This is a genomic window from Methylobacterium sp. Leaf106, assembly GCF_001422895.1.
Lineage (GTDB): Bacteria > Pseudomonadota > Alphaproteobacteria > Rhizobiales > Beijerinckiaceae > Methylobacterium > Methylobacterium bullatum.
The window spans coordinates 648,861-661,657 of the sequence record NZ_LMNB01000012.1; the positions used below are offsets into that span (position 1 = coordinate 648,861).

The window sequence follows — 12,797 nt, forward strand, 5'->3', positions numbered from 1 at the left end:
CATCGCCCGGCCTTTTCTTTTTTGAGCGGAGCCGGCGCCCTCACTCGGTCTTCGCCCGCTCCCGCAGCAGGTACTTCTGCACCTTGCCCGTCGAAGTCTTGGGCAACTCTCCGAACACGATGTGGCGGGGCAGCTTGTAGCCAGCCAGCCGCTCGCGGCACCAGGCGATGAGGGCGTCGGCCTCCACGCTCGCATCGGGCTTCAGCTCTACGAAGGCGACGGGAGTTTCACCCCATTTCGCGTCGGGCTTGGCCACCACGGCGGCGGCCGAGACGGCGGGATGGCGGAACAGGGCGTCCTCCACCTCGATGGACGAAATATTCTCGCCACCTGAGATGATGATGTCCTTCGAGCGGTCCTTTAACTGGACGTAGCCGTCCGGGTGCTTGACCCCGAGGTCGCCGGAGCGGAACCAGCCGCCTTTGAAGGCGGCCTGCGTGGCGGTGGGGTTCTTCAGGTAGCCACGCATCACCACGTTGCCGCGGAACATCGCCTCGCCCATGGTCTGCCCATCGGCGGGCACCGTTTCGCAGGTCTCGGGGTCGCGGATGTCGAAGCCTTCGAGAACGGGGTAGCGCACGCCCTGGCGCGCCATTTTCTCCGCACGCGCGTCCGCATCAAGGGCGTCCCAGTCCCGGTGCCAGGCATTCACGACGGCCGGGCCGTAGGTCTCGGTGAGGCCGTAGAGATGGGTGACGTCGAAGCCGGCGGCCCCCATGGCGCCGAGCACCGCCTGGGGCGGGGGCGCCGCCGCCGTCAGGAAGGCGACGCGCCGGGGCAGGGGGCGGCGCTCGGAATCGGTGGCGTTGAGCAGCAACTGCATCACGATCGGCGCGCCGCAGAGATGGGTGACGCTGTGCTCGGCAAGCGCTTGGTAGAGCGCGCCGGCCCGGACTTGGCGCAGGCAGACATGGGTGCCGGCCACCACCGACAGGGTCCAGGGGAAGCACCAGCCGTTGCAGTGGAACATCGGCAGGGTCCAGAGATAAACCGGGTGCTGCCCAAGATTTCCGGTGATGGCGTTGCCGAGAGACAGGAGCGCCGCGCCGCGGTGATGATAGACCACTCCCTTCGGGTCGCCGGTCGTGCCCGAGGTGTAGTTCAGCGAGATCGCGTCCCATTCGTCCGCTGGCATCGCCCAATCGGACGTCGGGTCGCCCCCGGCCAGCAGGGCCTCGTAGTCAACGGTGCCGATGGCGGTGCCTTCGCCGGTGAACACCGGATCGTCCACATCGATGACGAGGGGCTTTGCTTCGACCTGCTCCAGTGCGGGGCCGACGACCCGGCTGAACTCCCGATCGGTGATCAGTACCTTGGCCTCACCGTGGTCGAGGCAGAAGGCCAAGCCGGCCGCGTCGAGACGGGTGTTCAAGGTGTTGAGCACGGCGCCTGTCATCGGCACCCCGTAATGGCACTCGATCATTTCGGGGGTGTTGGCGAGCATGACAGCCACCGTGTCGCCCCGGCCAATGCCGCGCGCTTTGAGCGCCGCCGCGAGACGCCGGCTGCGCTCGTAGAGGTCGGCATAGGTTCGGCGCAGGTTCCCGTGGATCACCGCCACATGGTCGGGAAACACCCGCGCGGCCCGGTCGAGGTAACTCAGCGGTGTCAGCGGCTGGTGATTGGCCGGGTTTCGGTCGAGGTCCCGGTCGTAGATCGACGTCGCGTCTCCGGTGACCGAATCGGGGGCATTCATGGCGTCTGTCTCCCTTTGGAACACAGTACCCGCCTCACCGGTGCGCTCAATGGTCTTCGCGATTTGTGGACGAAGGGCATGTTTCGATCGAAGACCACGCCCTTCATCGTGATGACGCTTCAGCCGCCGCCGGGATCGGTCTCGTCATTAGGCGACTTGTCGCCCTGCGGCCCTTGTCCCGGTTTGCCTTCGGTCTTCTCATTGGGATCCATCACGGCATCGGGTGCCGAGTTGGCCGGCTTTCCCTGCGGTGGCTTATCGTTCTTGTCCACATCGTCCACCATGGGTGTTGCTCTCCTTATTCGAAGCGTCACGTCGTCCCCTGACGATGCGTCTCACCGCTTGCGGTCCGATTGGCCATTCGACGAACCGCCCACGGGAGTCGGGTTGCGCCCGGCCTTGTCGGCGTCCTTGTTCCAGTTCGCCTTCCGGTCGGCATCGCTGAGGCCGCTCGGATCGATGCCGGTGATGGCCGCCTGTTGCGCGGTCTGGTTTCCACCCTCCAACGCAGGCTCGCCCCGGGATCCGACATCGTTGGGCTTGCGCGTCGCGGCATCGGTGGGCTGCTTGTCAAAATCCGACATCTAGCTCTCCTCGTCCTTGCCGACGCTCGCGGTGGCGCGATCGATGGAATCCTTCGCCGCCGCGCTCTGAGGCTCGGCTTTCTGCGAAGCATCACCGATGGCCCGGATGTTCTCGGCCGGAACTTCCATCTCCGTCTGGTCGGTGGCGTCCTCACTCGGCGTCCCGGTCGCGATACGGGCAGTCTCCGCCTCTCCCGAGGGATCGCCTTTGAGATCGGCTTGTGTGCGCGACGGGATGCCGACATCACGGGCATTGTCCTGGCCGGGATTTTGGCCGTTTCGATCGGTATAGGTGTCGAAATTCTTCAGCGAAGGGCGCTGGCGCGGCTCAACCGTCATGGTGTCCTCCAATGTTGGAGGTTCAACCACTCCATGGGCCGCGAGGTTGCGTCAGCCTCGATGGCCGACGAGGGCGTGAGCGGCTCGCAGGACTTCGAGATCGTCGGGCAAGTCGAGGAGTTTCTCCGCCCGCGCGAGTGCATTGTCCGCCTCCCGGCGTGCGGCCGCCTGAAAGTCGGGGCCGCCAATGGCGTGAAGGGCGGCGAGCGCCTTTTGCAGGCGCACCCCAACCTCGGCGCAAGCGGCACCGTCGCGGCCGATGGGACGGAACGCGTCGGCGAACAGGTCCGCCACCTCGATGCCCGGCACCCGCAGGCGTGGGTAGATTTCGCCCCGTGTCGGGGCGGCCCGGCATTCGGCCCAGAGCGTCAGAACCCGTACTTGCGTCCCGATGACGTCGATCGGCGTGCCGGGATCGTTGATAGCCGCAGACAGCCCGCGCGAGGCGACTTCAGTAAGGACGATGATACCGAAGCGCGGATCATCGTCGAAGCTGCGCCTGTCGCCGATGACGAAGGCCTTGGTGATGCCGGCCAAAGTCGCGGCATCGGGATTGCCGTCGATCTCTACCAGGAGTCGGCCCCGATGGACGAAGCTGCCTGGTAGGACCGCAAGGTGCAGGACGAGGTCCGACGCCTCGCCGAGCGCCTCCAGCGCCCCGGAATCCACGTGCTGGATGTATCCCGTGCTCTGCGCTTGCACGGCGATCGCGTCCTCCGGCGCGGGGCACCAGGGCAGCCCACCGAGATAGGGTGCCTCGGCCCGCCGCCTGATCGCGGCGCAGGCCGCCTCCTCGATGGCGTCGACGGTCTCGCCGACCCGGCCGAGATGGGCCAGGGTATCGATCCAGCGTACCAGGGTGACGACCACCGAGGCGAGGACGACGAGGGTGAGGCCAAACAGGATGACCCGGCCCTGATCGCCGTAGAAATGGGTCTTGAGCGCGATCAGTCCGACCACGCTGTAGACGAAGGCGCCGATGAAGCTCGCCACCGCATTCTGCGCGCGGGTATCCTCCATCAGCAGGGTCACGGCCCGGGGCGTCACGTTGCTGGTGGCGCCGCCATAGGCCTGCACCATGATCGAGAGCGAGAATGTCGCCACCGGCAACATGCTCGTCGCGAGCACGGACAGGATCTGGTCGACGGCGTCGGCGCCGATCGATTGGGCTATCTCGATGGGGATCAGCGGCGCGCCGAAGGCCGAGGCTAGCGCGGCCGCGACGCCGGCTCCGCAGAATGCAGCCACCCGCAGCCAGGGGCGGCGGGTGGCGCGGCGGATCCGATACAGGGCAGTCGAGGACAAGGGCGGCCTTCAGAAAGGGGCTCGAAAGCCACAGGGAGAAAGCGCCGTCGTCCTGGAAAAGTCGGCCCCGTGGCAGGGCCGGCCGTCGGAGGTCAGATCCCCTCGAAGAGCGCCGAGGAAATGTAGCGCTCGGCAAACGAGCAGGCCACCGTGACGATGCGCTTGCCCTGGAACTCCGGCCGCGCCGCCAGTTTCAGAGCTGCGGCGACGTTGCCGCCGGTGGAGATGCCGCCGGGGATACCTTCGAGTTTGGCGAGAAGCCGGGCGGTGTCGAAGGCTTCCTGGTTCGAGACCGTGATCACCTCGTCGATGACCTCGCGGTCGAGGTTGCCGGGGATGAACCCGGCGCCGATGCCCTGGATCTTGTGCGGGCCGGGCTGGCCGCCGGAGATGACGGGCGAATCGGTTGGCTCCACGGCGACGACCTTGAGGTTGGGCAGGCGGGGCTTCAGCACGCTGCCGACGCCCGTGATGGTGCCGCCGGTGCCGACGCCGGCCACGAACGCGTCGAGCTGGCCCTGAGTGTCGTTCCAGATTTCCTCGGCCGTGGTCTTGCGGTGGATCTCGGGGTTGGCCGGGTTCGAGAATTGCTGCGGCATGATCGCGCCGGGAATCTCGTTGAGAAGCTCTTCGGCCTTGCTGATCGCGCCCTTCATGCCCTGCGGGCCGGGGGTGAGGGCCAGTTCTGCGCCGAGGAAAGCGAGCATCTTGCGGCGCTCCAGGGACATGGTCTCGGGCATGACGAGGATCAGGCGGTAGCCGCGCGCGGCCGCCACGAAGGCCAGGGCGATGCCGGTATTGCCGGAGGTGGGCTCCACCAGCGTGCCGCCGGGCTTCAGTTGGCCGGAGGCTTCGAGGGCGTCGATCATGTTGACGCCGATACGATCCTTCACGCTCGCGATCGGGTTGAAGAATTCGAGCTTCAGCAGGATCTCGGCATCGACGCCGCGCTCCTTGGTGATCCGGTTGAGCCGGACCAGGGGCGTGTTGCCGATCGTCTCGGTGATCGAGCCGTAGATGTGGCCGTGGCCGGGTTTGCGGGACTGCGAGGGGCTGGTGTCGGCCATGACGAGATCTCCTGATCGGCTCTTACGCATTGCGAAGGCCTCGACAGGCCCTGCGCTCGGTGTGCGCCGGGATATCGCGTCGCTCTAGGCGAGGCAATCGGCAATGGCCGCAGGTCAAAGACAAATCTTCTCTGTCTTCAACAGTCTGAATCACCAGTAGAAATATTGATTTGCTTGGTGAGGCATCGGGAGAATGTTGTTCTCGCGATGCCGCGAGCGGCCTGTCATCCCAGATCTTCCGCGCAGTCGAGTGCCGATCAATGACGGGATCGGGCGGCGTTCACGAGAACAGGACCATCGCGGACAGCACGAGCAGAGTCGCGCAAAGCGGCGTCGACAGCGCGATCCGGAAGGCTCCCGGATGCAGGCTCGGCGGGCAGGTATAGACGGCCTGTTCGCGGACGCCGCTGCGGACGACGCTCCCCGTCGCCCATTCCAGTCGCTTCACCATTTCGCTTCCCCTCGCCTCAACCGCGATTGGCAGAAGGCGACGGGGGCATTGAACGAGGGGTAAAGCCGGGCCGGAGACCTCGGATCGTCGTCAACGCGGTCTTAAAGCGAGGTCGACTTTCTCCAAGCAGTCGGCGTCAGTGCGCCCGACGAATCTACACCGAGGGGGTGGGCAGGGCGTCGGGCCGCCCCGCCTGCGCCGTCATCGCTGTCCTTCCGACCTCGGTTTCCTCGCGACCGGTCGAGTCGTCCGTCTAACGCGAACGGTCATCGTAGCGCGTCTTCGCCCCAGGGAGTGCGTCCGGTAGCCGGCCGCGTTGCAGCGAAATCTAGAGCGCGCGATCGAACTTCAGCTCGCCCTTCTGGCTCTTGATCACCAGCTGCGACCCGACGAGGTCCCACTGGGCAGCGGTGCGCAGGGCGATGAAGAAGTCCTGCTCGCTGGCGCCGGTACCCTTGTCGCAGGGCTTCTTCGTGAGAGCGAGGGGGCCGACGGCGAGGTGCTGCTCGCGCAGGGGGAAGGCCGTGGCGGCGAAGGTGTTGCAACCGCCGTAGCCGCGGGCGCGGTACTGCTTGTCGATGATGAAGCTCGGGCGGTCGGTGCCGTTGAAGGGCTTGCCGTTCAGGCTCACGGCGGTCCAGGTCGCATCGAGGGGAAACATCTTCTCCTGGGGCTTGGCGGCCGGAACGTACTGCTTCTTCTCGGGCTTCTCGCGGTTGTCCTTGCCGAAGCCGGTGACGTTGGATCCCTGCGCCATTGCGCCCGTCGCCAGCATCCCCGCCGTCGCGGCACAAGCCATCGCGGCGAACAGCATCGCTCTCATCGTCAGGCCCTCCTTCGTCATCATCATTCGAACTCGCATGGTCGCGCACCGCGTCCCGGTTGCAAGAGTTCGGGCTGCGCGTTCCATGCGAAGCTCCGTGTCGGACGAAGCTCGCGCGGACGGCGTACGGACGCCCTTCGGATAAGATTCCAGCACAAATATGGTCAAGACTGTCTATCCCAGGTTTTCCTTGTCATCCCCTTCCAAACGTCGCTCCACGCTTACTCTACGTGAACAATCCCCCTGCGAGCCTCGTTAAAGCAGCTTAGAAGCGGGCGTGCGTTGAGCGCCATTGCATGACGGAGAGCTTCCTGTGTCGGGATTGGACGAGAACGGACGCGGCGGGGCAGGGCCGAACACGATGAGCCCGGCGCAATCGCGGGCCGCTCGCGGCATGCTGGGCTGGTCGGAGGCGGATCTCGCCGCCAAGGTCGGTCTGGCCGAGCAGGACGTGAAGGCCTTCGAGAATGGCACCGGCGATCCGGCCTCGGGCCGGATCGAGGCTTTGAGAAGCGTCCTTATGACCGCCGGCATCGTCTTTCACGAAGGCAGCGAGAGCGGGGTCGGCCTGCGCGCGACGGGCGGAGACGAGGGTACGCGCCTCGGCTCGCTGACCACGGAAAACGATCACTGAGGTTACGAGGCCGTTTCTGAACCTCTTCAGGCACCGCCGCGTCCCATCGCGAGGGCCTTCAGGTCGAAGGTCGGATCGGCGACCTCGTCTTGGGTCGGCGATAGACCTCGCGCGATGATCCGGCGAGCAGCCATATGCTCGGCCGCCGAATCCACCGTCTCGATGCCAGTGAGGTGCGGACCGCGATAGCGGAACACCGCAAAGCCCCCGGCGGTGGCGCGTCGCACCGAGACGTCGCTCGGAACCGGCAATCCCACCATCTGCAGCTTGTGGCCGCCTTGATCGCTCCAGAACCAGGGGACGGCATCGTAGGGGGCGGGGCGCCCGGTGATGCGGGCGGCGAGGCAGCGGCCGTGGTCGATAGCGTTCTGGACGGATTCGACGCGCGCCGTACCATGGGCGGCGAAGCGTGTGGGAAACCGGGCGCAATCGCCGATGGCCGAGATCGACGGATCGTCGGTGAGAAGGACGGAATCGACGACGATGCCGTCCTCCACGTGAAGGCCGGCCTCGGCCGCGAGGTCCTGGTTCGGTAGGACACCGATCCCGATCAGGACCAGATCCGCCGGGCAGGTGGCGCCGTCCGACAGGACAATCGACGCGGCCCGACCGGCCCAGCCCTCTATGGCTTGCACGCCGCCGCCGAACAGGAAACGGATGCCGGCGCTCTCGTGGACCTCTCGGAAGAAGGTGGCGATCGGCTCGGACACCGCCCTCGCCATCGGGCGGTCGGCGGCCTCGATGACGGTGACGGACAGACCGCGCGCGGCGCAGATGCTGGCGAATTCGAGCCCGATGAACCCAGCGCCCACGATGGCGATGCTGCGCGCTTCGCCGATGGCCGCCTGGATCCGGTCGGCATCCGCGATCGAGCGCAGCTGATACACGCCTGCGAGCTCCGCCCCTGGCACCGGCAGAGGCCGGTTTCGCGATCCCGTGGCGAGGACGAGATGATCGTAGCCGAGGTCGCGTCCGTCGCTGAGGCGGACTCGGCGGGCCGCCCGGTCGATCGCAACGGCCTCGACCGAGGTCTCGCAGGCGATGCCGTGGTCCGCGTAGAAGCCCGGCGCACGCAGGAACAGGCCGGTGGCATCCACCTTGCCGGCGAGATAGGCTTTCGAGAGCGGCGGACGCTGATAGGGAAGGCTCGGCTCGTCGCCGATCATCGTCAGGAGGCCGCCGTAGCCCGCCTCGCGCAGGGAGGCCGCAGCCTGCAAGCCGGCCTGACCGGCACCGACGACGACGACCCCGGTCTCGCTCACGCCTCGAACTCCGCGGTGACCGAACTGACGGCCGGTGTCAGGGCCAGGCGCGGCAGCTTCCGACCGCCTTCCTTCACCGTGTAATCCCAGAACGCCGCCGCCGCCGGCCCGAGCACCTTGTCGGCGCGGCGGACCACGTACCAGTCGCGACGGATCGGCAATCCCTGCACGTCGAGCAGGATCATGCGCCCGCTCTCGACCTCGGCCGCCACAGTATGGCCGGAGATGAGGGCGATGCCGAGCCCGGCCATCACCGCCTGTTTGATCGTTTCGTTCGAACCCGAGTCGATCCCGAGTTTCGCGCGCTGGATCATGATGCCCGACATGAACTCTTCGAACACCGTGCGGGTGCCGGACCCCTCCTCGCGCACCAGGAAGGATTCCTCGGCCAGATCCGCCCGCGTGAGGTTGGTCCGCGTGCTGAGGCGATGGCTTGGCGCCGCGATGATCACCAGTGGGTGCGCGCCGAACATCTCGGCCTCGATGGCGAAGTCGCGCGGCGGACGGCCCATGATGGCGAAATCGATCTCGTAGTTGCGCAGGGCCTCGACCATGGCGCCGCGATTGCCGACGACGAGGTTGATCTCCACCGCGGGGTAACGGTCGACGAAGCCGGCGATGATCTGGGGCGTGAAATACTTGGCGGTGGACACTACCCCCATGGCGACCCGCCCGCCGCTGCCACCCTTGAGGGTCTGGAGCCGGTCGGCGCAGGTCTCCAGGACCGTGTTGATGCTGTCGATCGCCCACAGCATCTCGCGCCCGGCATCGGTGGGCTTCAGGCCCGTGGGTGTCCGGTCGAACAGCAGCAGCCCCGCCTCTTCCTCCAACTGGCGGATGCGCGCATAGAGCGCCGCCGAGGTGACGTTGAGTTCCTGGGCCGCACGGGTCATCGTTCCGAGGCGGGCGACCGCTGCGACGGCCTGGAGTTGCTTGAGCGAGAGGTTGCGCATCCGGCGTTTTTAGTTTTTTTGGAACCGCCCGCAAGTTTTTTCAGAATTCCTTCTTTGCACGGGGAATGCCCGTCTGGCGCTCTGGTTGAACCCGGCGCTATCGTGCAAAGGGCGGTGCTCCGGCCTTTCGAAGGCCCGGAACCGAGACGGAAGATGAGCGGCCGGATGGTCTCCGGCGGGTCTGTGGAAGAGGACGTGAGCCGATGTCGTTGGGGTCTCTGGAAATTGGGTCGCGGCTCGACGCGTACCTCGCCCAGGCGGTCGCCGCCGATCAGGGACTCGCCGACGTTGCGGGGGTCATCGCAGCCTGCGCCGAGGCGGCTGTCGATGTGAGCGAGGTGATCGGCCGCGGCGCTCTGGGCGGCGGCGATCTCGCCGCGCAGGGTGAGCAGAACAGCGACGGCGACGTGCAGAAGGCCCTCGACGTTCTGGCGCACCAGCGCTTCACCGAGGCCCTGCGCGGCGCACCGGTGGCGGAGGTCGCTTCCGAGGAAGCCGAGGGCGTCATGCTCCTCAACGCAGGCGCTCCCCTCGCCGTCGCCATCGATCCTCTGGACGGCTCGTCCAATATCGGCGTGAACATGGCGGTGGGATCGATCTTCGGCATCCGGCCCGTGGGCGCGACGGCGGAGAACCCCCTCGGCTCGTTCACGAGCCCAGGCACCGCCCAGCTCGCCGCCGGCTTCGTCACCTACGGCCCGGCGACCTCCCTGGTGCTAACGCTCGGCTTCGGCACACAGATCTTCACCCTGGACCGGGCCGAGCGCGTGTTCCGCCTCACCAGCCCGCGGATCGAGGTGGTGGCCGCCGCCAAGGAATACGCCATCAACGCCTCCAACGCCCGGCATTGGGACACCCCGGTGAAGGCCTATATCGAGGATTGTCTGGCCGGTTCCGAGGGACCGCTGGACAAGAACTTCAACATGCGCTGGCTCGGCTCGCTGGTTGCCGACGCGCAGCGGGTCCTCCTCCGTGGCGGTGTGTTCCTCTATCCCGGCGACAACCGGAAGGGCTACGCGCAGGGCCGCCTGCGCCTCCTTTACGAGGCCGCGCCCATCGCGATGCTGATGGAGCAGGCCGGTGCCGCGGCCACCGACGGTGCCAACCGCATCCTCGACATCTCCGCCACCGGCATCCACGAGCGCGTGCCGCTGGTGTTCGGTTCGAGCGAGGACGTGGCCTGCGTCGCCAAGTATTACGGTGGCCGCAACGCCGCCGCCGGCCGCTCACCCCTGTTCGGCCAGCGCGGGCTGATGCGCAGCTGACCGGGGACAGGCTGGAACCGGTCGGGTATCGTTCATGTCGGCGCGTCATCCCATCATCTCGGTCACCGGATCGTCGGGCGCCGGCACGACCTCCGTGCGCAACACGTTCGAGCAGATCTTTCGCCGCGAGGACGTGAGCGCGGTCTACATCGAGGGGGACGCGTTCCACGCCCTCGATCGCAACGCCATGCGCAAGGCCATGGCCGAGGAGCCGACCCTCAGCCACTTCGCGCCCCGCGCCAACCTGCTCCTGGAATTGGAGGAGGTGTTTCGCAGCTACGGCGAATCCGGCGGCGGGCGCACGCGCCACTACGTCCACGACGTCGCCGATGCGCAGGCCTACGGCGCCGAGCCGGGCACCTTCACGCCCTGGGAGGATTTTCCGCCGGGCTCCGACCTGCTGTTCTACGAAGGCCTTCACGGCTGCGTCGTCGACGACAATGTCGACATGGCCCGCTACGCCGACCTCAAGATCGGCGTCGTGCCGGTGATCAACCTCGAATGGATCCAGAAGCTGCACCGGGACCGCTCATTCCGCGGCTATTCCACCGAAGCCGTCACCGACGTGATCCTGCGGCGCATGCCGGATTACGTGCAGACGATCTGCCCGCAATTCACCTGGACGGACATCAACTTCCAGCGCGTGCCCACGGTGGACACGTCCAACCCCTTCATCGCTCGCTGGATTCCCACCGCCGACGAATCGATGGTGGTGATCCGCTTCAAGGACCCGAAGGGCATCGACTTTTCCTATCTGATATCGATGATCCAGGGCTCCTTTATGAGCCGTGCCAATTCCATCGTGATTCCGGGCGGCAAGCTCGACATCGCGATGCAGCTCATCCTGACCCCGATCATCATGCAGCTCGTGGAGCGCAAGCGCCGGCTCGCCTGAGACGACCCGATGTCCGCGCGACGGCACTTGCCGGACCGACAGAGTGAACGAGATAGACCCTATGACGACCCGCACGGCCGGCCCTATCATCTCTCCCTCCATCCTCGCAGCGGATTTTGCGGCTCTCGGCCAGGAGGTCCGTGCGGTCTCCGAGGCCGGGGCGGACTGGATCCATCTCGACGTGATGGACGGGCATTTCGTGCCCAACATCACCTTCGGCCCCGACGTGGTGAAGGCGCTCCGGCCGCACAGCGCCAAGCTGTTCGACGTCCACCTGATGATCGCCCCCGCCGACCCGTATCTCGCGGCCTTCGCCGAGGCGGGCGCGGATGCGATCTCGGTCCATGTGGAGGCCGGACCGCATATCCACCGCTCGCTACAGACCATCCGAACCCTCGGCAAGCGCGTCGGCATCGCGCTGAATCCGGGCACCCCTGCGAGCGCCATCGAGCCCCTGATCGACATGGTCGATCTCGTCCTGGTGATGACGGTGAATCCCGGCTTCGGCGGCCAGAGCTTCATCCCCTCGACCCTGGAGACCATCGCCCGGATCAAGGCCATGACCGCCGGCCGTGCCATCGACATCGAGGTGGATGGCGGCATCACCGCGGAGAATGTCGGCCTCGCCGCAGCCGCCGGAGCCAACGCGTTCGTGGCTGGCAGCGCCGTGTTCAAGGGCGGGCCGGCCGGATATGCCGAGCGCATCGCTGCGATCCGGGCGGGCGCCGGCGGCACCGTCGCATGTTGAAGGCGCTGATCTTCGACGTCGACGGGACGCTGGCCGAGACGGAGGACCTGCACCGTCAGGCTTTCAACCGCGCCTTCTCGGAACTGGGGCTCGACTGGCACTGGTCGCCGGAGCTCTATGCCGACCTCCTCACCGTCATGGGCGGCAAGGAGCGGCTCGCCCATTACGTGGCCACCGAGCACGGCGAGCCGGATGCCGAACGCCGCGCCCAGATGAGCGAGATCCACGACCGCAAGACCGGGATCTATGGCGACCTCGTCACGAAAGGAGCCCTCGAACTGCGCCCCGGCATCGCGCGGCTCGTGGGGGAAGCCAAGCGCGCAGGCCTGCTCCTCGCGGTGGCGAGCACCACGAGCCGCCCCAACGTGGACGCGCTCCTCGCCGTCAACTTTCCCGGGGGCAGCCCCTTCGACGTGGTTGCCTGCGGCGACGAGGCTGAGCGCAAGAAACCGCATCCGGACGTGTTCGTCCTGGCCCTGACGCGCCTCGGCGTGGCGCCGGGGGAGGCCATCGCCTTCGAGGATTCGGTGGCCGGCATCCGCTCGGCGCTGGATGCGGGATTGCCCGTGGTGGCCACGCGAAGCCGCTACACCGGCGGACACAGCCTGGAGGGCGCTTTCTCAGCGGTGTCGGATCTCGGTGAGCCGGGGACGCCCCATACCCACCTCTCGGGAATCCCATGGGCAGGGGGCGTCGTCACCCTCGCGGGGTTGGCGGCCTGGCACGGGCGGGCGGGCTGACCCCCTTCGCTGGCCGGGGGAACAGCGTCGCCCCG

General features: G+C 67.0%; 15 protein-coding genes. 5 read left to right on the plus strand and 10 right to left on the minus strand.

Annotated features, from left to right (window positions below; translation table 11 throughout):
• Positions 1-40: 40 nt before the first annotated feature.
• From ASF34_RS10755 to ASF34_RS10780, 8 genes are all read right to left on the minus strand, one after another.
• Positions 41-1,696, minus strand: a complete 1,656-nt coding sequence (locus ASF34_RS10755; protein ID WP_056161019.1) for an acyl-CoA synthetase — start codon at positions 1,694-1,696, stop codon at positions 41-43.
• 119 nt (positions 1,697-1,815) lie between these two features.
• Positions 1,816-1,980 carry a hypothetical protein gene (locus ASF34_RS23095; RefSeq protein WP_200913251.1) on the minus strand — a complete coding sequence of 55 codons (165 nt, stop codon included), beginning with the start codon at positions 1,978-1,980 and terminating at the stop codon, positions 1,816-1,818.
• A 51-nt stretch (positions 1,981-2,031) separates the two neighbouring features.
• The gene (locus tag ASF34_RS10760; protein ID WP_056161021.1) at positions 2,032-2,280 is read right to left on the minus strand and encodes a hypothetical protein; all 249 of its coding nucleotides are present in this window, start codon (positions 2,278-2,280) and stop codon (positions 2,032-2,034) included.
• Complete coding sequence (locus ASF34_RS10765; protein ID WP_056161172.1) at positions 2,281-2,619, minus strand: hypothetical protein; 339 nt, start codon at positions 2,617-2,619, stop codon at positions 2,281-2,283.
• 51 nt (positions 2,620-2,670) lie between these two features.
• The gene (locus tag ASF34_RS10770; protein WP_056161023.1) at positions 2,671-3,924 is read right to left on the minus strand and encodes a DUF2254 domain-containing protein; all 1,254 of its coding nucleotides are present in this window, start codon (positions 3,922-3,924) and stop codon (positions 2,671-2,673) included.
• A 92-nt stretch (positions 3,925-4,016) separates the two neighbouring features.
• Entirely contained in the window at positions 4,017-4,991 is a 975-nt protein-coding gene (cysK, locus tag ASF34_RS10775) for a cysteine synthase A (RefSeq protein ID WP_018041961.1), read from the minus strand.
• A gap of 280 nt (positions 4,992-5,271) precedes the next feature.
• A complete protein-coding gene (locus ASF34_RS23100) occupies positions 5,272-5,442 on the minus strand; it encodes a hypothetical protein (RefSeq protein ID WP_018041962.1) in 171 nt (56 codons plus the stop codon).
• Positions 5,443-5,770: 328 nt separating this feature from the next.
• Complete coding sequence (locus ASF34_RS10780; protein WP_026175611.1) at positions 5,771-6,265, minus strand: META domain-containing protein; 495 nt, start codon at positions 6,263-6,265, stop codon at positions 5,771-5,773.
• Positions 6,266-6,578: 313 nt separating this feature from the next.
• Between ASF34_RS10780 and ASF34_RS10785 the strand changes: the two genes are divergently transcribed.
• On the plus strand, positions 6,579-6,899 hold the full coding sequence (locus ASF34_RS10785; RefSeq protein ID WP_238253774.1) for a helix-turn-helix domain-containing protein: 321 nt from the start codon (positions 6,579-6,581) through the stop codon (positions 6,897-6,899).
• A 26-nt stretch (positions 6,900-6,925) separates the two neighbouring features.
• On the opposite strand, the gene ASF34_RS10790 is transcribed toward ASF34_RS10785, so the two are convergent.
• Both ASF34_RS10790 and ASF34_RS10795 read right to left on the minus strand, forming a co-directional pair.
• A complete protein-coding gene (locus ASF34_RS10790; protein ID WP_056161025.1) occupies positions 6,926-8,161 on the minus strand; it encodes an NAD(P)/FAD-dependent oxidoreductase in 1,236 nt (411 codons plus the stop codon).
• Complete coding sequence (locus ASF34_RS10795) at positions 8,158-9,114, minus strand: LysR family transcriptional regulator (protein WP_018041966.1); 957 nt, start codon at positions 9,112-9,114, stop codon at positions 8,158-8,160. The genes ASF34_RS10790 and ASF34_RS10795 overlap by 4 nt, the downstream gene beginning before the upstream one ends.
• Before the next feature lie 203 nt (positions 9,115-9,317).
• Between ASF34_RS10795 and ASF34_RS10800 the strand changes: the two genes are divergently transcribed.
• From ASF34_RS10800 to ASF34_RS10815, 4 genes are all read left to right on the plus strand, one after another.
• A complete protein-coding gene (locus ASF34_RS10800) occupies positions 9,318-10,379 on the plus strand; it encodes a class 1 fructose-bisphosphatase (protein WP_056161027.1) in 1,062 nt (353 codons plus the stop codon).
• A gap of 34 nt (positions 10,380-10,413) precedes the next feature.
• Positions 10,414-11,274: a phosphoribulokinase gene (locus tag ASF34_RS10805; RefSeq protein ID WP_018041968.1), complete on the plus strand. Its 861-nt coding sequence runs from the start codon at positions 10,414-10,416 to the stop codon at positions 11,272-11,274.
• A gap of 61 nt (positions 11,275-11,335) precedes the next feature.
• Positions 11,336-12,022, plus strand: a complete 687-nt coding sequence (gene rpe / locus ASF34_RS10810; RefSeq protein WP_056161028.1) for a ribulose-phosphate 3-epimerase — start codon at positions 11,336-11,338, stop codon at positions 12,020-12,022.
• Positions 12,016-12,762: an HAD-IA family hydrolase gene (locus tag ASF34_RS10815; protein WP_056161030.1), complete on the plus strand. Its 747-nt coding sequence runs from the start codon at positions 12,016-12,018 to the stop codon at positions 12,760-12,762. The genes rpe and ASF34_RS10815 overlap by 7 nt, the downstream gene beginning before the upstream one ends.
• The last annotated feature ends 35 nt before the right edge of the window (positions 12,763-12,797 follow it).